We start from the raw sequence: 21,061 nt of genomic DNA, 5'->3' as shown, positions 1-21,061 counted from the left end.
GGTCTGAACGTAAGGGCAGGAGTTCATGGGAAGCACAATGTGGTGCCTAGCAGCTGTCGCGGAAATCGCGATTGTCGTCGCGGCGGTCGTCTATACCGCGCGTGATCGTCGGAAGCAGCAGCGGAAAAGCCGCCGAAACGTGTACAGAAACGGCAACCGTTAAGACGTTTGTTCTGCGGTAGAAAATCGATGTTCACCGGCAGACTTTAAACCGATCCGGTCATCGAGATCTCCTGCGACCGACCGGGTTCCCGAGAATACCGCGCGAATATGTCTCGGGGCCCCGTATGGTCAGCGTTCAAGCACTCTGATTCTCATGGATCGACGCTTTTCAGGTGAACGGCAAGGCTGTCCCGAATTGGAACGCACACCCACGTGCATGGTCCTTTTTGGTAAGCATCTGAGTGAATATCAACCACCTCATTCGCGTTGTTTTTCAACAAGTTCTGACATTGTTTCAGAATTAACTATCGCACTACATATCAATTGAGTGATGGACGGCGAGGGCTATATCTCATCGTAGAAAGGTCCCCGCAAGCCGTGGTCTGACCTTCCAAACGAGGCAGATATGGGTAAGCCATCACTACATCCTGGCGACGTTTACGCACAGGAAAGCACGATGGGCCAGTGGCCCACGACGCTGCTTGGCGGTCTTCCCGTTGTCCGCTGCAGCATGGATGAGGCGGCGCAGGGTTTCATCGATGAAGCGCTCCTTCACCGGGGCAGCAGTGCCAAGCCGTTCTATTCCACCTCGGCAAACGGACAGGTGATCGCGATGTGCGCGAAGAAGGCCGACTTTCAGGATTTGATGCTGGAAGCCGACCAGATCCACGCCGATGGCATGCCCATGATCATGTATTCCAGAATGTTTTCGTCGCATCCTGTATCCGAACGGATCGCGACGACCGATCTCGTGCATTCCGTGGCAGTCAAGGCAGAGCGGGCAGGTGTCAGTTTCTATTTTCTCGGCGGAACCGAAGAGGTCAACGCCAAGGCAGTCGCCGCAATGCGGACCAGGTATCCAAACCTAACCTTCGCTGGGCGCAGAAACGGCTACTTCAAGCGTGGCGAAGAGGATGCGGTGATCGCCGACATCCAGGCAAGCAAGCCCGATATTCTATGGATCGGGTTGGGCTTCCCACTTGAGCAAGCCTTTGTCAGCCGGAACATCGACCGGTTGCGATCTGTCGGTGTGATTAAGACCTCAGGTGGTCTGTTCGACTTCGTCTCGGGGAAAAACGCCCGCGCGCCGTTGTGGATGCAGCGGTACGGTTTGGAATGGGCCTACCGGATGTATAATGAGCCGCGCCGGCTGACGATGCGGTATCTGCTGTCAAACCCGGCTGCCATTCGCGCGCTGTTCACCCACTCGAATTGATCGGGTGCTGCCTTCCGATAAAGGCAGGTCATTGATGCGCTCATTACGAGCCGAGTCACTCGCCAGGTTTGTAGAAATTGTCGACGATGCCGGCCGCGAACGACCATTTTGGGCGGATAATGCTTCCGTCAATCGCTTCCATGTAACCATTGCCATTCAACGTATGCAGCTTTCGGCCGGGCCAGTGCTTGCCGGGGCTTAAGTGCTTTACGATCACCTGATCGAACCGTTCGTCATCCAGGCGCGTCACTTCGGCAAGGCTCAAAGCTGCCCCATAGCTGTTGCGGCAATCCTGCACGGGACGCAGCAGTTTGCCGTCGCGCCATATCATGTTGCCCGCGGGTCTCGCGGATCGGTCGTTGATGACAAGCGGGTTCGCGGCGTGCGGTCGCCAGGGGCCGAGAAGCGTTTCCGCCGACCATAAGCACAGCGTATCGGAATAGCCGCCGATACCATCCCTTGTCACAGCGAACATCCAGAACTTTCCCGCGTGCTGGATGATCGTCGCATCGGCGGCCTCGATGCCGGAAACAAGTGTCGCGTGTTTTTCCCAGCCGAACGGAAAGCGCGTTGCCCTGTAGATGGAAATCTCGCCGCTGAGAGACGCCTCCGGAACCATCCAGATCTCACCATCCGCTTCGATGAGGAACGGATAAGACAGATGCCAGGCCTCTTCCAGAACAGGGATGGCTGGGCCCGGCCGTCCTTGTTCGTCAAACTCGACGACGCTGATGATGCCCTTCTGGGTCTTCTGATCAAGATCCTCGAAGAAGAGATAGTCCTTGCCCTGCCAACGAAACGAAAAGGGGTCTGCGTAAAAATGGTCGATTGGGTCCGCGAGAACCTGCCAGGGTGTCCCGCCGAGGTCGCGTCGTTGCCAAACGTCATTGTCAGAGGCGACCCGACGCCAGCCGATGCGCCAGTGGGGAGCGTGGCAGCATAGCCGATAGGCAGCGCGGGCCGCGGCAGATGCCAGCATCTTGGCGCTACGAACAGTCACCGCTTTGCGGGTGATAGCGCGTGCGTGTGGCTGGGCCGTGTTGTCTGCAATACGCGGCGCACGCGGTTCTTCCGGCAAAGACTTGATGAGAAGGATGGCTGTCCGTGACCAAACGGCTTCCATCGCGCCACCGATACCAGCCGCAGCTTCGAGGGAGGCAAAGCCATCGGCAACAATCCAGCGCTCGCCGGAAGGCAGGGTGCACTCAATCTCGATATGCGGTGTTCCCTCGAAAAACAGCGCCGAAGCGAGACTGAATTCACCGGCGTGGCCGTTGAACAACGGCCGATAGATCCGTGTCGATCGGGGGGATGCGCTCCGGTTCGATGTGAGGTCGATGACAATATCCGGAGCTGCGTTGTCCGACCGAGTTCGCCAGTCCGCCAACGCATCCGGCTCAATACGGTCGCAGAGGCACGGCTGGTGGCGTCGAAGCACCATCTTCTCAAGCTGCAAAAGGCTTTCGAGGGCAGGCTGCGCTGCCTGATCAGCCCCTTGGACCAATTGAAGGCGCACCGTGGTACCGGCGGCGCGCTGCTCAAGCCGACGGCAGAGCCACTGTATCCACGCCGATGTGGAGGAGCGCTCCGCCACAATCTCGATGTTCAGCGGAGGGACGGAGTTTGAAACGCTGTCCATCGTCATTTATTTCTGAAGCTGTCCGGACGCCTGCAACCTGTCTTCCGATGTTTTCGGCTGTCGCCGGATCAGGCGCCGGTAGCCGTCGACCATTGCATCGAGCGAGTGTTGTTCGCGCAGCCGCTGCCCGCACTCCGATAGCCTTTGCCGCAGAAGGGGATCGGAAAGTACAGCGCGAACTGCTTTTGCAAATGACGCCGTATCGGTCGTATCGACGAAAAGGGCACAGGGCTCTCCCCTGACCTGCAAGACTTCTCGCATGACGGACAAGTCGGAACTCACAACCGGAATGCCGGCCTGAGCGGCTTCCACCGGCGCGAGGCCGAACGTCTCTCCAGACGTCGGGAAAACGAAGACGTCGAGGCTTTTCAGGAAGGCGCCGATTTCGCTGGACGGCATCTCGCCTGCGAAATGAAGCCGATCCCAAACGCCGAGTTCTGCGCCGAGAGCTCGCAGTCGTGGCGCTTCCGGTCCCTGACCTGCCAGTGCCAGATGGACATCCGGCATGACCGGCAACAATCTGATGGCGAGATCAATTCGTTTGATGGCGTTGAGACGGGCGACGCTTCCGATGATCGGGACGTCGGCTGGAAGGCCGAATTTTGCCCGCGCTTCCTGCTGCGTCATCGAAACGGTTCTGTCGGCAAAGCCGTGCGGAACATAGGTCAGTCGACGCTTGTAGGATGCCGGGTGTCCTTGGTAGTCCAGCCAGGTGGCCTTCGAATTTACAGTGATTTCGTCGTAGCAGCCGGCAATGCCAAGCACCTTATCGACAAGGGCGACCGGCCGGGAAATCGTCGCCTGCGGTGAGACGTGGTTGGCAATGATCAGTGGTACGCCGAGCAAGCGACCGACCGGAGCTGCGACAACATTGCCGAAATGCTGAAAGGTCAGCATCACGTCGGGCTTTATCGTGCGCACGAGCTGCGACAGACGACGAAGCATGGCAAGGTTCTGCGAAATCCCCTGCGGTCTTGGATCGGCCGCAAAATGCGCATTTTCGAAGTGGTCGCAGCCGCTGGTCTTGCGATAGAGGAACAGGTGATGCGCCTCGAATTCGGGCTGTCCGGAAATCGCTGGTTTCGACAGCTGTTCGGCGAGAAGGCGCGTGATCTCCTGAGCGCCCGCTGCTTCAGCTTGCGTCTGGATAAAGAGAAGACGTGTCGGACGTCGCTGCGCGCTCTCGGCCATAGGTTTTCCGGTTCACTCGTATAGTGACGATAAAGACAGCGAAAGCTCAAGAGAGGCTAAACACGATACTTAGCATTCGAACGATACTGCGTATTACTGGGATTTTCTTGCAAGTCGTGAGGCGCGGACGTTTTGCGCGGCGCATGACCTCAACTCGACGTCTTGAACGCAGAAGAGCGGCGGGGAGCCCCTTTTTCAGCGTTGCTCTTGATGATGATCTTTGTGTACTCGCTGACCATCAGATTAAGAGAGTAACGTTCGGCGAGTTCGCGTCCCGATGCGGAGAGCCGGTCATACAGCGCCTTGTCTGCAAGCAGCAACTCGATGCAGCTGACGAATTTATCAGTGTTTTCGGCATCGACGAAGAGGGCACAGGCGGATCTTTCCACCTGCAGGACTTCGCGCAGCACCGGCAGGTCGTTCGCGATGACAGGCACGCCTGCCTGCGCGGCCTCAACGGCTGCAAGCCCGAATGTCTCTGCGGCCGTCGGAAACGCGAAGACGTCGAGACACGCAAGGAAAGTCCCGATCTGCTCCGGGTTGACCTCTCCTGCGAAATGGACACGGTCTGCAACGCCAAGCGTATGGGCGAGAGCCTCGAGGCATTCTCTGTGCGGGCCTTGGCCGGCAATGGCCAGGTGCAGATTTGGCACATGCGGCAGCGTTGAGATTGCCAGATCAATGCGCTTCAGAGGATGCAACCGGGCGACCGTTCCCATGATCGTCACATCCTTGGGCAGATCGAAACAGTCCCTTGCCTTCTCTTTCGATAACGACGTGGTTTTCTGCGCAAAGCCATGCGGAATATGGACCAGCCGTTTGCGGTAGCTTCGTGCATAGGACTGGAAGTAATTCCAGGTCGCATGGGAGTTGACGGTTATCACGTCATAGAAACCAAGCGTGCCGAGGATGCGATCGGCCAGGCCAACAAAGCGGTTCACGGTTGCGGGCGAGGACACCTGATTTGCGACGATATAGGGAATGCCCATTGCCCGCCCGACAAGTGCACCGAGCACATTGCCGTAGTGCTGAAAGGTCAACATCGTATCCGGCTTGATCTTGCGCACGATGGAGAAAAAATTCCGCGCGAAGGCGAGACATTCGCCAAGGCTTTGAGGCCTGCGGGGTGCTGCAAAATGGACATTGGGGAAGTGATCGCAGCCATCGGTCTTCCGGTACAGGAAAAGATGGTGCGTTTCGTATTCCGGCACGCCCGTCAGTTGCCTACGCGAAAGCTCCTGGCCGAGAAGCCGCGAGATCTCCTGCGCGCCCGCCAATTCCGCCTGAGTTTGCAGAAAAAGCACACGCCTCGGCTGCCTAGCTCGGTTGGACAATTTCAACTCCTAATTGGTGGGGCAATAGTAGATTGTTCGTCTAAACAATAGGCTAACAGCATCGTTTCCAACAGTAACGATGATTTGTGCGGGTATCGTAAACGTACTATTTCACTTCTCACGTTGATGCCGGCAAACGACCGCGATGAACTCGGACGCCGCCATGCAGATAGGCTGCGTCTGCTTTTTGAAGTCCTGGATAGTGCTGGTACACTTGTCGCCTGATCGAGAAGACAAGGATGAGAAAGATGAAGATCAGGAGAGACGTCGACCGACCGATTTCGTTCTCGACGAGGTTGTTGACGGTGTACATGTTGACGTAGGCAAACGACAGGCCGATGAACTTGTCTCTGACATTTCCGACCGATACGACGAGCAGAAGATAGGTCGCTGACAGTGCTGCGAGAAACAGCAGGAAGCCGGCGATGCCGCCTTCGATGATGAGCGTGATATAGCCGTTGTGGAAGTTGTCGAGCACCCAGCCATAGACGCTTTTGAAGCTCGTCAGGCGTTCCGGAGTCCAGAAGCTGTCAAGGCCGAAGCCGAAGATCTCGCGTCCCTGCAATTCACGGAAGCCGTAGCTCCAGATCTTCATGCGGCTGTTGGTATCGACAGTGATGCCTGCAACGCCGATCTTGTCGGCATCGACCACGAACGTCGTCGAGACGAGATTGATGATCGGTATCGCGAACAGGAGACCGGTGAGCAGTGCTAGTCTCTGGAGGAGCTTTGGCAGTCTGGAAATCACAATCGATGCGACGCCCAGAACTGAAATAAGCTGGCCGCCGCGCGACCCTGCCATATAGACCGCGAGCAAGGCGATCCCGACCATTGCGATACGACCGACAAGCGCGCCCCATTGCGCGAGCGGCGTGACGCGTTGGCGCAGGGGAAGACCAACGCCCGCGATCAGCGCGTAGGCCGCATATGCTGCGAGCCCGTTCTTTTGCCCGGCAATGCCGCGCCACTTTCCCGCATGCTCCCAGCTGCTGTCGACACCGATCGAAGGGACCAGCAGCGCGACCAGAACGCAGACGACAACGAAGGTGGAGAGGGCCGCGAACATGACCCGCAGCGACTGTTCGAGCGTCAGCGTGTTGGCGATCGCAAGCGACGTCACCAGCGCGTTGAAGATCAGGATTGCCTTGATGTAGCTGTCGGCACTTTGCACGCCCCACACCGCGGAAAAACTGACATAGAGCAGGAACGCTGCAAGCAGGGTGCATTCTATGCCGGAGGGGATCCTGAGCCCCACCTTGATAAACGCCACCACGACGATCCAGCCGGAGAGCATCAGGAAGACGAGATAACGGGCCTGCTCCGTCCAGGAGGGCAGCTTCAGCTCTTCGGCCGGCACCCACATGGAAAGAAGCAGAAGCAGGAACATGGCCGGTGCGATATAGCGATGCGCCATTTCAAAATCCGCCTCGTATCCGTTAATCCAAATGCCTCAAAGTCCCTACTCCTGAAACCCTTAAACCGGCATTAAGCGGCGGGTCGTCGGCAAGGTTATCCGTTCGATCGGTCAGGCTTGGCTTAAAACAATCTTAAGCACAGGCTGTGATAAATGCGGTGGAATGAGAGAGCCGGTGCTCTGCCATTAGCCGTGAGACGTGAACCGAATGCAGCCTCCATATCCAGCTCGGTCGAACAGCTCCGCACCTGAAGGGCTGACAAACTACCTTCAGATCGATCTGGGGCGGCTGGCCTATTGGCTGCGCCAAAAATTCCGCTGGATCGTCGCAGCTGCCCTCATCGGATTGGTACTTGCAGTTTCCTACACGGTCATTTCCAAGCCGCGTTATACGGTGACGAGCGAACTCGTCATCGATCCCGCCGGTCTGCAGATCGTGGGCGAAGAGACGGGTTCGCGCAACGACATGCGCGAAACGCTGCTCCTCAACGCCGACAGCAAGCTTCAAACCCTGCTGTCGCGCAACGTGCTTCTCCGGGTGATCGAAAAGCTCGATCTCACCAACGATATCGAATTCGTTCCAGCCGGCGGTTTTAGCCTGTTCAGCTTCGGTGGACCCGCGACGCCGGTCGATCCGAGAATCATCGCGCTGGAATCTCTCAACAAGAGACTTGCAGCCCAGCGGGATGAGAAATCCTTCGTGCTGTTCATGTCGGTCTGGACATGGGATGCCGAAAAATCCATTCGGATCTCGCAAGCGCTGATCGAGGAATTCAAGGCCGAACTCAATGCCGGCGATGTTGACGGCGCCAAGAGAACGACAGATTCGCTTCTTGCACGGCTCACCGAGTTGAAGAAGGGTGTCATCGAGGCCGAAGAGGCCGTCGAAACATTTCGGCGCGAAAGCGGCCTTCGCTCTTCGCAAGGCGAGCTTTCCAGCAGCCGTTCCATGGTCCAGGTCGACACCCAGTTGCGCGAGGCTCGCGAACGTCTGATCGCCGCTGACTCGCGCTACAAGCAGATGCTTGCTGGTGGCAACGATTCCTTGGCGATGCAGTCCGCAACGCTTGCCGCGCTGCGGGCCCAGTATTCGACCCTCAAGCAGGAAGCCGACGAGCAGTTGCTGACGTTCGGTACAAGGCATCCGAGGAGGGCCGCGGTTCAGTCGCGGCTGCAGTCGCTCGACCAGGAAATCGCCCGGGAAATGTCCCGGCTGACGCTTGCCGCCCGCAACGAATACGATCAGGCAAAGGCCGTTGTCGAAAAGCTCGAAGGTGAATCGAAGACCGTTTCTACCAGTGTGTTCTCGGATAACGATGCGCAGGTGCGTCTGAGGGAATTGTCGAGAGAGGCATCTGCGAGAGCCGCAGTCTACGAAGCCTTTCTCGGACGGGCGCGAATGGCAGCCGAACGGCAACAGCTCGATACGACCAATCTCCGTGTAATCTCTGCTCCCATCGCTCCAAGAGAGCGGAGCTGGCCGCCGAGCATCGCGCAGGCGGCCGTTTTCGGCGCCGCAGTCGGACTGACATTGGGTGCACTCGGCGTGCTCGCTTTCGGCATCGCGATGGATGTCAATCATCCGCAACGGGGGCCGGAACACGCCCGCACCGAGACGCTGGACGAAGACTATCCGAAAGAGATCGAGCGCAAGCCTGCACCACGCACCGGTTCGTTGTTGTCAATGCTCCCGGACGAGCCATCGCCTGCGCCGCGCTCGTATCGGTGGAACCCGGACGCCTGATGGGTCGCAGTTCTGCCCGAGAGAATAGGGTGGATTTTAATGGTCGGCCTCACTCCATGTTAACCGATTTGGAAAGAACAAAGCCCGCGTTTACTCATCGCTGGCCGGAGTGCTGTATCTGAGAGCAAGGTCAGCCCTTCGCTTTATCTGTTCCAGCGAAGATATCCTGAAAGTATCAAGACCGGTTTTCGACCCTTGGTGGCGAACGGATGTTAGGGAGTGGATTTCAATGAATTCTATGCTCATGAACAAGGACATCATTGCCAACTGGGAAGACCGCCACGCGCGTTTGTTCGGCAATGAGATCGTCAAGCTCAATCATCGCCTCCTTGAAACGGGTCTGTTTTCGAGGGAGGCTGTTGGCAAGTTGATCGAACGCTGCCCGGATAGCGAGTTCGGGCTGGAATCCATGTCCGACGACATCACCAACCCATCGCGACTTTATGGCGTCCGCAACGGCATTTCGGGCGCTGAGGCACTCGCTGCAGTCGAAAAGGGCCGCATGTGGATGAACATTCGCCGCGTGATGGACTGGGCGCCGGAATATGGCCGTTTGCTCGACACGATCTTTTCCGAATTCGCAGGCCGCATGCCCGGGTTCGAGACCTTCAAACGCAATCTCGGAGTGCTCGTCTCGTCTCCCAACGCTAACGTCTTTTACCACGCCGATATCCAGGGCCAGTCGCTTTGGCAGATCGAGGGCAGCAAGCGTGTCTATCTTTACCCGCGCTCGGAAGTGTTTCTGCGCCCGATGCAGGTGGAGAAGATCCTGCTGCGCGAGACCGATGAAAAAATGCCCTACGAGACGTGGTTCGACGAATACGCGACGGCTGTCGATCTGCATCCGGGAGAAATGGTGACATGGCCGCTTTATGCACCGCATCGCGTACAGAACCATGATTGCATGAACATCTCCGTGACGATGGAGCATTGGACGAAGCAGATCTGGAATTCCTACGCGGTCCATTATGGCAACGGCGTGTTTCGCCGCACGCTCGGCGTGAAGGGCCTGTCGACCGAAAATTCGGGCCTGCATGTCTATCCGAAGGCGGTGGCTGCTTTTGCCTGGAAGAAGGCTGGGAAGCAGAAAAAGGGTGATGTCGTCGTCAAGCGCGATTTCAAGCTTGATGCATCGGCCGAAGGCGGTCGGGTCGCATTGACCTGAGAACAGGACAAACTACCGAAGACCAACTCCCCGACAGAATACGATCGAGAAAAGCCCTGAATCCATGAAAGTCACCGTAGAAGAGACGTTCGATTTTTCAGGGCCGGAATATCGCCGCCTCTATTCGGAAGGGAAGGGCACTGCCTTTCAGGCGCCGATGTGGCTCGACATGCTGCACCGGCGCCTCGGTCCTTCCCTGGGCGCGAAGCAGCGGACGGTGACGTTCCGCAACGAAGCCGACGACAGTCTCCTTGCCGTGCTTCCCCTCGTGATGCAGCGCTCATCCGGGGTGATGATAATCCAGCCTGCGGATTTCGGTATCAGCGACTACAACACGATCGTCTGCGACGCGGAGCGTTTCGAGCAGATCGCCGCATCACCGGCCGTTCTAAAGGCGTTGCGCGAAACGCTTCGCGGTGCCGACCTGCTGATGTTCCGCAAGGTTCGTGCCGATGGCTTCGACATCCAGCGTCTGTTCAAGGGGGCTCGCGAAAGCCGGGGAGAGAACTCTGCCTACGCGTTCGATATCGGCGACGATTTCGACCATTGGCGCCTAAAGGTGATGAACCGCAACTTCACCAAGAACCTTGGCAGGTTGCACCGACAGACGGAAGCAGCCTACGGCCCCTACCTGCACAAAGCCATTACGCACGAGCAGGAAATCCGCGCGGTCTTCGACTTCCTTCGGGAGGCGCGACAGGAGCGTTATTCGGAGAACCTGCTGGATCGACATGAATATTTCGATCTCTATCGTGATTATGCCGTCGCAGCGGCGGCTTCAGGAGAAGCTGTGCTCTACGTCAGCTATCTCGCTGGAGAACCTGTCGCTGCCCTGTTCGGGCTGGCAGGCGACGGCGAGTTTCACGCAACGCTGCTTGCATCCGACATCAAGAAGCATCAGAAAATCTCGGCCGGAATGCAGATCCTTTACCGCGTCGCACAGCTGCGCCACCAGGACGGCCACAGAGTAATGGATCTCTGCCTCGGCGATCCCGGGTACAAAACGCATTTTCGCCCGACGGAAACGACGATGCGCAATATAACCGTAGCCCTGTCACTCAAGGGTGCTGCGGTCGCCGCCATTTATCACCATGCGAAGCCGCTCAAGAACTTCCTGAGAAAAGGGGTCGCCAATGTCCGGTGATGCATCCGACCACGTGGCGCCCGCTGCCCACCGCACCTTTGCCGTTCGGATCGGCGAGCTTATCCGCCGGCCGGATATCGGCGGGATGGCTGTCGTCGTCGGCGTCAAGATCGGCATGGTGTTGCTCAACTTCACGCTGATCACGCTTGCTGCTCGGCTTCTCGATCCCGAAGCGTTCGGACATTACTCGATCCTCTACTCCGCAGCGGGGCTGCTCTGCATCGTGGCAGCCGCCGGACAGGAGCCGTTCGTGCTGCGGATGTGGAACGAGATGACGGCGGCAGGCAATGCGGCCAAGCTGAAAGGCGCGCTCTACTTCACGCTGCTTCTGTCGCTCAGCGGCACCGTTATCGTCGCGATCGGTCTGTATTTCTGGGCTTCCGCATTGGTCGATGGCCAGACAGCGATAACCTGCGTCATCTATATGATGATCGTCTCCGTGCTGCAGATCTGCATGCATCTCGTGCGAACCGAGATCGGCGTTGCCTCGGGAGACGGCGCGGGCAACGCCATTGTCGGGAGCGTGCCCGTCCTCTATCTGCTCGCCTGTCTCTTCAGCGGGACACGCCCGGATACGGCCCATCTCTTCCTGGCCTTGGCGGTCGGAGCAGGTCTTGCTCTCCTTCTGCAGCTCTACCTGATCCGCGGACGCATCCTGCACCGGTTTCCAGACTTCCAGCGTATCCGTGCGGTTGCGGACTACCGGCTATGGCTTCCGCGATCGGTCCGCTTCTGGCTCGCGACGTCTCTCGAAGCTACTAATCAGTACATAGACGTGATCATCATCGGCTATCTGATGGACCCGGTAATCGCAGGGGCCTATTTCGTGACGGTTCGCCTCGCCAATCTGTTTGCGGCCGCTGCGGACTCCGTCAATCTGTTCGGAACGCGCCATCTCCCGGGGCTCTACTATCGCGGAGAACAGCGGGCGCTCAACAAGATGCTCGACAGCCTTGCCTGGATAACCCTTGCCTTCAGCGCGATCGGCCTGATCGGCATTCTGGTCGGCGGCTATTTCGCCCTTCTGCTGATCAACGAACCCTATGCTGCGTATTTCCCGGAACTGCTGGTCCTCTGCCTCGGCACTGCGGCGCTCGGAACGACCAGGCCCTCTGTGATCATGCTGCTTCTGGCAGGCCACGAAGGGCGCTATCTCCAGATCATGGCCGTGTGCGTCGTGGTGCGGATTGCCGGCTTCTTCCTGTTCGTCCCGCATTTCGGGGTGATGGGCGCCGTTGCGACGACCGCTGCCGCTTTCGCGCTTCAGTCGATCGTCTTGCGCACTGCGGACAAAGCCCTGACCGGGTTCGACTCGTCGATGTTCCGGCTTCTCTTGAGGCGGGCATGATAAAAGGGCTGCAACGAATTCTTTCCGCTGTGTCTCGCGGGTGTATTTCGGAGCGGGAGATCCTATTTAGAAGTCTTCCGCATCATGATTCCCCAGGACTTTTCCACAGATGACGAACTCTCCCGTTCCGGTTTTCGACGGTCATAACGACGTGCTCTTGCGTCTGCGCCTCAGCGACGCGAAGGATCCTGTCGGTGACTTTCTGGACGGGCGGAAGGATGGTCATATCGATCTGCCGCGAGCCCGCGAGGGTGGATTGGCCGGCGGTCTCTGCGCCATCTATGTGCCGTCGCCGTCCATGGCAAAGGACCAGAACGGCGATTTTCCGACCCCGGCTCAACCCGAGGCGCTGAACCAGACGATCGCCATGGCCCGGATCCTGTTGGATATCGAGCGCCGTTCCAACGGCGGGGTCACGGTCTGCCGGACTGCGGACGATCTCCGCCGCTCGATTGCAACGGGCAGCTTTGCCGCTGTGATGCATATCGAGGGCGCCGAAGCAATTGCCGGGGATCTCGATGCGCTTTACGTGCTTCACCAAGCGGGCTTGCGAACTCTTGGTCCCGTCTGGAGCCGTCCGAACATATTTGCCTATGGCGTTCCGTTCAAGTTCCCGTCAACGCCGGATATCGGCCCGGGCTTGAGTGACGCCGGACGAGACCTGATCCGTGCGTGCAACGACCTCAGTATCATGGTCGATCTGTCGCATTTGAACGAGGCCGGTTTCTGGGACGTTGCAAAAATCTCGAAGGCGCCGCTTGTCGCATCCCATTCCAATGCGCACGCGCTCTCTGCGCACAGCCGAAACCTCACGGACCGCCAGCTCGACGCGATCCGAGATACAGGCGGGCTCGTCGGCATCAATTTCGGTGTCCTGTTCTTGCGCGACGACGGGCGCAGAGACGAAAGCACGAGCCTCGATGTGCTTGTGCGGCACGTTGCCTATATCGCCGAGCGGATCGGAATCAATCACGTCGCGCTAGGCTCGGATTTCGACGGTACGACCGTGCCTTCGGACTTAAAAGATGCAAGCGGCCTTCCGCGCCTGATCGAAGCCCTGCGTAACAATGGCTTCTCTAGTGAAGACATTGCGAAGATCGCATTCGAAAACTGGATCGGCGTGCTGGACCGAAGCTGGGCTGCGTGAGCGGCACAAAGCCTCCGCCGCAAGATTGCGAAACGTTCAAAGCGATCTGACCCGGCGTCAGACGCCAGCGCGAGTTGCGAGTTTCTCAAACGCCTGAGAGATGCATTAGCGTGCCATCGCGTATTTGTAGGGTTGGCCGCGTTCCAGGGTGCTGCCCGACGGCAGGACGTAGGAAGCCGCGACCGCCAGGCTGACGACGGCGAACGATGCGGAAAGCAGAGCAATTTTCATGTGATAATCCCTCCCTCACATGTAGGGAGAAAGCTCTTGGCGCGAATTTGGTTCCCGGGGTCTGAAATGGTTTGCGGTGCCGATCGGCGGCCTCAGCACTCTTGCTTCTGTTCGCCGGGACAGATCCCAATTCCATTCTCGGTCACGACGAATGCAAGGCCCGCGCCTTCGAACGCCTGGCGCAACTGAGCCTCGGTCGATCTGTGAATATCGTGTCGCTGGCCCTCGTAGTCGCGTACGGTGCTGCGCGACACGCCTGAGCGATCGGCAAGGTCCGACTGGGTCCAGTCGAGGAACCCTCGGGCCGCCCGGCAAAGCGCTGGAGACAATATACAAGTTTGCGCGGCTTGACCCATCGCTCTATTCTGCCCATATTGGTCAATACAAATCATATAGGTCAATTTTCGAGAGATTGCTAGTGGCGCGTATTGTGCGCTCTCAGGCCATCGAAACACACGAGGAACAGACACATTGGGATAACGCTGGGGCCATATTTCCTGCTTGTTCTTCTAGTTCTGCCGTTTGTCGGCAGTCTTGCTTCGGCATTTTTTCTGAAGACATCGTCGCGTGTGCTGCCATCCTGGACCGCCGGTGGGGTTTCGCTTGCGTGCCTTCTGATCGTCATTGCCTCCTACCCTTCGATTACGGAGGGCCAGGTTGTCCGTCTGACGTTCGAGTGGATCCCGCAGCTTGGGCTCGAGTTCAAGTTGCGACTTGATGGGTTCGCGTGGATGTTCGCGCTACTGATCGCCGGCATCGGTTTGCTGGTCGTCATCTACGCGCGATACTACATGTCCGAAGAGGACTCGGTTCCGCGCTTCTTCTCGTTCCTACTGGCGTTCATGGGTGCCATGCTCGGGATCGTGCTGTCAGGCAACGTCATTCTCCTCTCGATCTTCTGGGAACTGACGAGCATCTTCTCGTTCCTGTTGATCAGTTACTGGCACAACAGTTCCGCTGCCCGCGATGGTGCGCGTATGGCCCTGACGGTGACCGGCATCGGTGGGTTCTGCCTTCTCGTCGGCCTCCTGCTTCTCGGCAATATCGTCGGAAGCTACGACCTCGACAAGATCCTGGAGGCAGGCGACGTCATTCGTGCGCATTCCCTCTATGTCCCGGCACTCGTCTTCGTCCTGCTCGGCGCTCTGACAAAAAGCGCGCAGTTTCCGTTCCATTTCTGGCTGCCGAACGCGATGGCAGCGCCGACGCCGGTATCGGCCTATCTCCATTCTGCGACCATGGTAAAGGCCGGGGTCTTTCTCCTGGCGCGCATGTCTCCGGCGCTGTCCGGCAGTTACGAATGGTTCATTCTCGTCGGTGCGGCCGGCATGATCACGCTTCTGCTGGGCGCATACTTCGCGATGTTCCAGCAGGATCTGAAGGGTCTGCTCGCCTATTCCACGATCAGCCATCTCGGCCTGATCACCACGCTGCTCAGCCTCGGGAGCCCGCTGGCAACGGTCGCTGCGATCTTTCACATGCTGAACCACGCGACCTTCAAGGCGTCGCTGTTCATGGCAGCCGGTATCATCGACCACGAGACCGGTACGCGTGATATGCGAAAATTGAGCGGACTGTTCCGGTTCATGCCGATTACCGGCACACTTGCCATGGTCGCAAGTGCGGCGATGGCCGGGGTCCCGCTGCTGAACGGCTTCCTGTCGAAGGAGATGTTCTTCGCAGAAGCGGTCGAGACCCACGCGGACTCGTTCCTGGACCGCATCCTTCCTTACGTCGCCACTCTCGCGGGAGCGTTCAGCGTCGCCTATTCGCTCCGTTTCATTCACACCGTCTTTTTCGGCCCTAAGCCGGTTGGTCTTCCCAAGGAAAAACCGCACGAGCCGCCGCACTGGATGCTGTTCCCGATCGAACTTCTGGTCGTCGCGTGTCTGGTCGTCGGCGTCATTCCGGCGATCGCCGTTGGACCGATCCTGCAGGCGGCCGCGATGGGCGTACTCGGGCCGGATACGCCTGAATACAGCCTTTCGATCTGGCACGGCTTCAACCTTCCGCTCGTTATGAGCATCGTTGCTCTTGTCGCCGGCGCGCTGATCTACATCCTCCTTCGAAATTATCTTGCGCAGTGCAAAGACGGTGCGCCCGTGTTCAGACGCTTCCGCGGACAGCGCATCTTCGAGCGTATCCTCGTCGAAGTCTCATGGCGCTGGGCAAGGCTCGCGGAGCGGCGGATCGGTACCCGCAAGCTGCAGCCGCAGTTGCGCTGGGTCGTGTTCACCGGCTTTGTCGCAGGTCTCCTGCCGCTCTGGCTCTCCGGGTTCGAGCCGCGGCCGTTCGTGTTCTCCGGGGTCGACAAGGCCTTCGCGGCCATCTGGCTGATTGGTATTTGTCTGGCGCTCGGCACCGCGTTTCTTGCGAAATATCACCGTTTGGCGGCGCTCGTCATGCTTGGCGGCGTCGGGCTGATCGTCTGCGTCACGTTCGTTTGGTTGTCGGCGCCTGATCTCGCGATCACGCAGCTTCTGGTCGAGATCATCACGACGGTACTGATCCTTCTCGGCCTGCGCTGGTTGCCGAAGCGGAACGAAATCAACGATGCACCAATTACCGTCCGCGCCCGGCTGAGACGCTTCCGAGATCTTGCGCTCGCCGTTTTCTGCGGTGTCGGCATGACCTTCATATCCTATGCGGTGATGACGATGCCGGTGCCGGACGCTATCGCTACTTACTTCCTGGAAAACGCCTATTCGCAGGGCGGAGGCCGCAACGTCGTCAACGTGATCCTGGTGGACTTCCGCGGCTTCGATACGTTTGGCGAAATCGCAGTTCTCGGCGTCGTGGCGCTCACCGTCTATGCGCTGCTGCGCCGTTTCAGGCCGGCCGACGACACGATGGCAATGCCGGAGCAGCAGCGGGCACAGAACCGCTTCGACGAAGAACGGCCGGATCGGTCTGCGGGCGATACGGCTCGGGACTACATGCTGATCCCGTCGGTCATCATGCAGTGGCTCTTCCCTGTCATCATCATGTTCGCTGTCTATCTGTTCCTGCGTGGTCACGACATGCCGGGCGGCGGGTTCTCGGCAGGCCTGACGCTGTCGCTCGCCTTCCTGCTGCAGTATCTGGCCGGCGGAACACGCTGGGCAGAAGATCGGATCCGAATTCTGCCGCTGCGCTGGATGGGTGCTGGTCTTCTGACTGCCGCCTTAACGGGTATTGGAGCCTGGGCTTTCGGCTACCCGTTCCTCACCTCGCACTTCCAATATATCGAGCTCCCGCTTGTCGGAAAAATGCCGGCGGCAACGGCATTGCTGTTTGATCTCGGCGTCTTCTCGCTCGTCGTTGGCTCGACGGTTCTGATCATGGTGGCGTTGGCGCACCAGTCGATCCGCATCAATCGCCTGCGGGCAATCGATGCAGCAAAGACGAAGGAAACCTGATGGAAATCATTCTCTCCATCGCCATCGGCGTCATGACCTTTTGCGGCGTGTGGCTCATCCTGCGCCCACGGACCTATCAGGTCATCGTCGGGCTTTCCCTTTTGGCCTATGCCGTCAACCTGTTCATCTTCAGCGTCGGCGGGGTGAAGACGAATGTGCCGCCGGTTCTCGTGGACGGCACGGCCACCGCAAGCCTTGCGGATCCGGTGCCCCAGGCACTTGTGCTGACGGCAATCGTTATCGGCTTTGCCACGACGGCACTGTTTCTGGTCGTGCTGCTCGCCTCCCGCGGCCTGACCGGCTCCGACCACGTTGACGGCAGGAGCGACCCGTCATGAACGGCTGGGCGCATCACCTCATCATAGCACCGATCCTGGTCCCGCTGCTTGCGGCGGCAGTGCTGTTGTTCATCGACGAACGACAGCGCGTTGCCAAGGCGATGGTCAGCCTGACGTCGGTGGTGATCCTCGTCTGCGTTTCGTTCGTGCTGTTTCGTATCGAGAGCGGTCCGAGCGATTTCGAAGGCGTCTACCTGCTCGGCAACTGGGCAGCCCCGTTCGGGATCGTGCTGGTGCTCGACGGGCTGTCGGCGATGATGCTGCTTCTGACGGCGCTGGTGGCGCTTGCGTCGCTCGTCTATTCGATGGCCCGCTGGCATACGGTCGGCGCCCATTTCCACACCATGTTCCAGCTGCTGCTGATGGGGGTGGATGGTGCATTCCTCACCGGCGATCTCTTCAACCTCTTTGTTTTCTTCGAGGTGATGCTGGCTGCATCCTATGGTCTGCTTCTCCACGGCTCGGGTCCGCTGCGGGTGAAGGCCGGCCTCCATTACATCGCCGTCAATCTTGCGGCCGCACTTCTCTTCCTGATCGGTGTCAGCCTGATTTACGGAACAGCCGGCACGCTGAATATGGCCGACCTTGCAGCGCGCATTCCGCAGATCGAGCCGGACCGACGCATGCTGATGGAAGCCGGCGCCGGCGTGCTTGGGATCGCATTTCTCATCAAGGCCGGCATGTGGCCGCTCTGCTTCTGGCTTCCGACCGCCTATAGCGCCGCTTCGGCACCCGTCGCGGGCGTTTTCGCGATCCTCAGCAAGCTCGGCATCTATGTCATCTTGCGGCTGATCATGCTGCTGTTTGAAACCGGGCCATCGGCCGGGTTCGGATCGACATTCCTGCTCATCGGCGGTATCGCGACAGTGGTGTTTGGAACGATCGGCGTGCTCGCGTCGCAGGCCTTGGGCCGGTTGGCCGGATATTCGGTTCTGGTGTCGTCCGGCACGCTTCTGATGGTGCTCGGCATCAACGATGGTGCGGTCTCGTCCGGCGCACTCCTCTATCTCGTGAGCTCGACCCTGACGATCAGCGCCTTCTTCATGCTGATCGAACTTGTCGAGCGTGGTCAGGATGCGGGCGCTAGCGTCCTCACCGTGACGATGGAAGCTTACGGCGACGCCGACGACGATGAGCCGCAAGAGGGCGACGGGGTCACGATGCCCGGGACGATGGCGATCCTCGGCATATGCTTTGCAGCCTGTGCGATCCTTCTGTCCGGTCTGCCGCCACTGTCTGGCTTTATCGCCAAATTCGCGATGTTGTCCGCGATGATGGGCACCGGCGCCATTGGCGTGCCGCCGACTGCTGCGGTCTGGACGCTCATCGTTCTCGTCATCCTGTCAGGCGTCGCAGCGCTTATCGCGATGACGCGTGTTGGCATCAGGACGTTCTGGAGCTCGATCGAGGGCACCGTGCCGCGGGTGCTGGTCATCGAGATCGTACCAGTCATGTTCCTTCTGAGCCTTACCCTTGTGCTGACGGTTCAGGCTGGACCCGCGATGCAGTACATGGACACGACGATACGGACCCTCGCCAGCCCGGAAAATTACATCAACGCCGTCAGAAACGCGACAGTCCTGAAGGGCGTCGCCGACAGCAACGGACAGGGAGGCGATTGATGTTTCCCTTCCCGATCCTTGCCGTCTTCCTGGTCCTCATGTGGCTGCTGCTGAACGGGTTCACGCTCGGCCACCTGATTATCGGCACAATGGTCGCAGTCTTCGCCTGCTGGGCTATGGCTTCCCTGAGACCGGAAAAGCCGAGACTCGGCAAATGGTACCTTCTCCCGAAGCTATTGGGGATGGTGCTCTACGACGTTGCAAAGTCGAACGCGCAGGTTGCCGCAGTCATCCTGAGGAGCGGTTCGCGGCGGCATAATCCGGCCTTCCTGACGATCCAGCTGCAGACGCACAACCATTTCTCGCTGGCGGTGCTCGCGATCGTTCTGACGAGCACGCCCGGCTCAGCCTGGCTGGAATACGATTCCAATGACAATACCGTGCTGTTGCATGTCCTCGATCTCGACGACGAGGCGAAGTGGCGCGATATGGTCAAGAACCGCTATGAAAAGCTCTTGATGGAGATCTTCGTATGAGTGCCATCATCGTCTTCACAGCTGTGGCTGTCGCACAATTGATGCTGGCTGCGGCCATGGCTATCGCCTCTGTGCGCATGTTCGGCGGCCCGCGGGCGCAGGACAGGATCATTGCACTGGACGCGCTCTACATCAACGCGATGCTGATGCTTGTCACGTTCGGGATCGGCACGGGTCGGGTCATCTATTTCGAAGCGGCGCTGGTGATCGGCATGCTGGGTTTCGTGGCAACCGTTGCGCTCGCCAAATTTCTGATGCGGGGTGAGGTGATCGAATGAGTGAAGCCACTGATCTGCCGCTCTGGGCCGCCATCGCGGTCGCGGTATTCCTGCTTGTCGGTGCGGCGCTGGCGCTGATCGGCGCGATCGGCTTTCTCCGGCTGCCGACGTTTTACGAGCGCATCCATGCGCCAACCCTCGGCACCAGCTGGGGTGTGGGCGGCGTCATGGTCGCATCGATGATCTTTTTCTCCGTGACATCAGGTCGACCAATGATGCACGAGATCCTCATCGGGATCTTCGTCACGGTTACGACGCCGGCCACCTTCCTTCTCCTCGCACGCGCCGCGCTGCATCGAGACAGAGTTGAGAAGACGAAAGGCGTGCCGGAGAAACACCGCGCCGATATCGTAAACAACGATTGAGACGGATCTGTCCTGTGGTCCGGTCCGGTTGCGGGATTAGTCCGGCAGAAGGCCGATATGGTCAAGTTTCGCGCTGCGTGCGGCTCGTCCACCGGGAAGTCGTAGCGGCTCTTCCTCAATACCGTACCGAACCGCCATCATCAGGACATGGGTCCCTAGCATGTCCAGTCCTTCGGTGATCCGATTGCTTTCCAGAAGCTCCACGATGGCGATATGTTCAGCACTCGCGTTTTTGCGCGTGGGCAGCGTGGAACGGTGCGATCGAAGTGCCGCGACCTTGCTCGACACGAGCTGGTAGGCGTTGAACAGATACGGGTTGCCGCAATTCTCCAGAGATGCATCGTGGAAATGATCATCAGCGCGGGCGGATCGATGGTTGTCGCCCGCCTCGCACGCCGCCATCATGTCTTCGGCAGCTGCCCGCATCGCCTTCAATGTTTCACCGCGACGACGCGACATGGCGAGGCGAACTGCCTCGATCTCGATCGTCCTGCGAAATTCGCACAGGTTTTCCGTATCTTCGCGAGTCGGCAGAAAGACGAAACTTCCCCTTTGCGGACGCACATCGATGAGGCCCTGCTGTTCGAGCGTTGCGAAGGCTTCTTTCACCGGGCTCCGACTGACGCCGAGAGTGGTCGCCAGCTTGTCTTCCGAAAGTGCGTCACCCAACTCGAGCTCGCCATCGATGATGGCTCGTCTCAGCCTCTCGGTCACCCTTGCGCCCAACGAGGATCGTGGTTTTGCATCCATTCCTACGGTCCCTTCCTTCCCGGAGCGGATCATACGCTCCGACGCGGCATAACCGAATTCTGTACGCGCCCTCAGGGAGTGAGGCAACATTCCCTGAGG

Annotated in this window: 19 protein-coding genes; 12 read left to right on the top strand and 7 right to left on the bottom strand. The window is 58.9% G+C overall.

What is annotated here, in order from left to right; all coding sequences use genetic code 11:
• The first annotated feature begins 673 nt into the window (after positions 1-673).
• On the top strand, positions 674-1,378 hold the full coding sequence (locus tag BLW69_RS19000) for a WecB/TagA/CpsF family glycosyltransferase (RefSeq protein WP_244508891.1): 705 nt from the start codon (positions 674-676) through the stop codon (positions 1,376-1,378).
• A 55-nt stretch (positions 1,379-1,433) separates the two neighbouring features.
• On the opposite strand, the gene BLW69_RS18995 is transcribed toward BLW69_RS19000, so the two are convergent.
• From BLW69_RS18995 to BLW69_RS18980, 4 genes are all read right to left on the bottom strand, one after another.
• Positions 1,434-3,017 carry a glucosamine inositolphosphorylceramide transferase family protein gene (locus BLW69_RS18995; RefSeq protein WP_139283903.1) on the bottom strand — a complete coding sequence of 528 codons (1,584 nt, stop codon included), beginning with the start codon at positions 3,015-3,017 and terminating at the stop codon, positions 1,434-1,436.
• A gap of 6 nt (positions 3,018-3,023) precedes the next feature.
• Positions 3,024-4,208 (bottom strand): glycosyltransferase family 4 protein, encoded by a 1,185-nt coding sequence (locus BLW69_RS18990; protein WP_092664210.1) that lies wholly within the window; start codon positions 4,206-4,208, stop codon positions 3,024-3,026.
• 149 nt (positions 4,209-4,357) lie between these two features.
• Positions 4,358-5,512, bottom strand: coding sequence for a glycosyltransferase family 4 protein (locus tag BLW69_RS18985; protein WP_244508890.1), 1,155 nt, complete (start codon positions 5,510-5,512; stop codon positions 4,358-4,360).
• 148 nt (positions 5,513-5,660) lie between these two features.
• Positions 5,661-6,956 carry an O-antigen ligase family protein gene (locus tag BLW69_RS18980; RefSeq protein ID WP_092664206.1) on the bottom strand — a complete coding sequence of 432 codons (1,296 nt, stop codon included), beginning with the start codon at positions 6,954-6,956 and terminating at the stop codon, positions 5,661-5,663.
• Between the two features lie 208 nt (positions 6,957-7,164).
• On the opposite strand from BLW69_RS18980, the gene BLW69_RS18975 reads away from it, so the two are divergent.
• The 5 genes from BLW69_RS18975 (at position 7,165) to BLW69_RS18955 (ending at position 13,504) form a co-directional block, all read left to right on the top strand.
• On the top strand, positions 7,165-8,700 hold the full coding sequence (locus BLW69_RS18975; RefSeq protein ID WP_062458979.1) for a GumC family protein: 1,536 nt from the start codon (positions 7,165-7,167) through the stop codon (positions 8,698-8,700).
• A 229-nt stretch (positions 8,701-8,929) separates the two neighbouring features.
• Positions 8,930-9,865 (top strand): cupin domain-containing protein, encoded by a 936-nt coding sequence (locus BLW69_RS18970; protein WP_092664204.1) that lies wholly within the window; start codon positions 8,930-8,932, stop codon positions 9,863-9,865.
• Between the two features lie 64 nt (positions 9,866-9,929).
• Positions 9,930-11,009 (top strand): GNAT family N-acetyltransferase, encoded by a 1,080-nt coding sequence (locus tag BLW69_RS18965; protein ID WP_092664202.1) that lies wholly within the window; start codon positions 9,930-9,932, stop codon positions 11,007-11,009.
• Positions 10,999-12,357 (top strand): lipopolysaccharide biosynthesis protein, encoded by a 1,359-nt coding sequence (locus BLW69_RS18960; RefSeq protein ID WP_092664200.1) that lies wholly within the window; start codon positions 10,999-11,001, stop codon positions 12,355-12,357. Before BLW69_RS18965 ends, BLW69_RS18960 begins: the two co-directional genes overlap by 11 nt.
• Positions 12,358-12,466: 109 nt before the next feature.
• Positions 12,467-13,504, top strand: coding sequence for a dipeptidase (locus tag BLW69_RS18955; protein ID WP_092664198.1), 1,038 nt, complete (start codon positions 12,467-12,469; stop codon positions 13,502-13,504).
• 105 nt (positions 13,505-13,609) lie between these two features.
• Here the strand turns inward: BLW69_RS18955 and BLW69_RS23165 are convergent, their stop codons facing one another.
• Both BLW69_RS23165 and BLW69_RS18950 read right to left on the bottom strand, forming a co-directional pair.
• Entirely contained in the window at positions 13,610-13,735 is a 126-nt protein-coding gene (locus BLW69_RS23165; RefSeq protein ID WP_256413830.1) for a hypothetical protein, read from the bottom strand.
• 92 nt (positions 13,736-13,827) lie between these two features.
• Positions 13,828-14,136: a helix-turn-helix domain-containing protein gene (locus tag BLW69_RS18950; RefSeq protein WP_062458994.1), complete on the bottom strand. Its 309-nt coding sequence runs from the start codon at positions 14,134-14,136 to the stop codon at positions 13,828-13,830.
• 75 nt (positions 14,137-14,211) lie between these two features.
• Here BLW69_RS18950 and BLW69_RS18945 point away from each other — a divergent pair, with 75 nt between their 5' ends.
• The 6 genes from BLW69_RS18945 to mnhG are packed head-to-tail and all read left to right on the top strand — an operon-like array spanning position 14,212 to position 20,212.
• Positions 14,212-17,133 carry a monovalent cation/H+ antiporter subunit A gene (locus tag BLW69_RS18945; RefSeq protein ID WP_092664609.1) on the top strand — a complete coding sequence of 974 codons (2,922 nt, stop codon included), beginning with the start codon at positions 14,212-14,214 and terminating at the stop codon, positions 17,131-17,133.
• A complete protein-coding gene (locus BLW69_RS18940) occupies positions 17,133-17,471 on the top strand; it encodes a Na+/H+ antiporter subunit C (protein ID WP_062458996.1) in 339 nt (112 codons plus the stop codon). Before BLW69_RS18945 ends, BLW69_RS18940 begins: the two co-directional genes overlap by 1 nt.
• Positions 17,468-19,093: a monovalent cation/H+ antiporter subunit D gene (locus tag BLW69_RS18935; protein ID WP_062576429.1), complete on the top strand. Its 1,626-nt coding sequence runs from the start codon at positions 17,468-17,470 to the stop codon at positions 19,091-19,093. The genes BLW69_RS18940 and BLW69_RS18935 overlap by 4 nt, the downstream gene beginning before the upstream one ends.
• Positions 19,093-19,569, top strand: a complete 477-nt coding sequence (locus BLW69_RS18930; protein WP_062459002.1) for a Na+/H+ antiporter subunit E — start codon at positions 19,093-19,095, stop codon at positions 19,567-19,569. The genes BLW69_RS18935 and BLW69_RS18930 overlap by 1 nt, the downstream gene beginning before the upstream one ends.
• The gene (locus tag BLW69_RS18925) at positions 19,566-19,847 is read left to right on the top strand and encodes a K+/H+ antiporter subunit F (RefSeq protein WP_092664196.1); all 282 of its coding nucleotides are present in this window, start codon (positions 19,566-19,568) and stop codon (positions 19,845-19,847) included. Before BLW69_RS18930 ends, BLW69_RS18925 begins: the two co-directional genes overlap by 4 nt.
• Entirely contained in the window at positions 19,844-20,212 is a 369-nt protein-coding gene (gene mnhG, locus BLW69_RS18920) for a monovalent cation/H(+) antiporter subunit G (RefSeq protein WP_062459008.1), read from the top strand. Before BLW69_RS18925 ends, mnhG begins: the two co-directional genes overlap by 4 nt.
• Positions 20,213-20,248: 36 nt before the next feature.
• Here mnhG and BLW69_RS18915 read toward each other — a convergent pair whose 3' ends face one another.
• Complete coding sequence (locus tag BLW69_RS18915; protein WP_162759444.1) at positions 20,249-20,962, bottom strand: GntR family transcriptional regulator; 714 nt, start codon at positions 20,960-20,962, stop codon at positions 20,249-20,251.
• Between the last annotated feature and the right edge of the window lie 99 nt (positions 20,963-21,061).

This window comes from Rhizobium sp. NFR12 (genome assembly GCF_900108545.1).
Classification (GTDB): domain Bacteria; phylum Pseudomonadota; class Alphaproteobacteria; order Rhizobiales; family Rhizobiaceae; genus Neorhizobium; species Neorhizobium soli.
The sequence above is the reverse complement of the archived record's forward strand: the minus strand, read 5'-3'. Positions and strand labels throughout refer to the sequence as shown.

Bases quoted from the DNA above. Each gene is read 5' to 3' on its own strand.
- BLW69_RS18940 (WP_062458996.1), top strand. From the start codon at position 17,133: ATGGAAATCATTCTCTCCATCGCCATCGGCGTCATGACCTTTTGCGGC.
- BLW69_RS18930 (WP_062459002.1), top strand. From the start codon at position 19,093: ATGTTTCCCTTCCCGATCCTTGCCGTCTTCCTGGTCCTCATGTGGCTG.
- BLW69_RS18965 (WP_092664202.1), top strand. From the start codon at position 9,930: ATGAAAGTCACCGTAGAAGAGACGTTCGATTTTTCAGGGCCGGAATAT.
- BLW69_RS18990 (WP_092664210.1), bottom strand. From the start codon at position 4,208: ATGGCCGAGAGCGCGCAGCGACGTCCGACACGTCTTCTCTTTATCCAG.
- BLW69_RS18915 (WP_162759444.1), bottom strand. From the start codon at position 20,962: ATGGATGCAAAACCACGATCCTCGTTGGGCGCAAGGGTGACCGAGAGG.
- mnhG (WP_062459008.1), top strand. From the start codon at position 19,844: ATGAGTGAAGCCACTGATCTGCCGCTCTGGGCCGCCATCGCGGTCGCG.
- BLW69_RS18960 (WP_092664200.1), top strand. From the start codon at position 10,999: ATGTCCGGTGATGCATCCGACCACGTGGCGCCCGCTGCCCACCGCACC.
- BLW69_RS18935 (WP_062576429.1), top strand. From the start codon at position 17,468: ATGAACGGCTGGGCGCATCACCTCATCATAGCACCGATCCTGGTCCCG.
- BLW69_RS18970 (WP_092664204.1), top strand. From the start codon at position 8,930: ATGAATTCTATGCTCATGAACAAGGACATCATTGCCAACTGGGAAGAC.
- BLW69_RS18955 (WP_092664198.1), top strand. From the start codon at position 12,467: ATGACGAACTCTCCCGTTCCGGTTTTCGACGGTCATAACGACGTGCTC.
- BLW69_RS18975 (WP_062458979.1), top strand. From the start codon at position 7,165: ATGCAGCCTCCATATCCAGCTCGGTCGAACAGCTCCGCACCTGAAGGG.
- BLW69_RS18980 (WP_092664206.1), bottom strand. From the start codon at position 6,956: ATGGCGCATCGCTATATCGCACCGGCCATGTTCCTGCTTCTGCTTCTT.
- BLW69_RS18995 (WP_139283903.1), bottom strand. From the start codon at position 3,017: ATGGACAGCGTTTCAAACTCCGTCCCTCCGCTGAACATCGAGATTGTG.
- BLW69_RS18925 (WP_092664196.1), top strand. From the start codon at position 19,566: ATGAGTGCCATCATCGTCTTCACAGCTGTGGCTGTCGCACAATTGATG.
- BLW69_RS23165 (WP_256413830.1), bottom strand. From the start codon at position 13,735: ATGAAAATTGCTCTGCTTTCCGCATCGTTCGCCGTCGTCAGCCTGGCG.
- BLW69_RS19000 (WP_244508891.1), top strand. From the start codon at position 674: ATGGATGAGGCGGCGCAGGGTTTCATCGATGAAGCGCTCCTTCACCGG.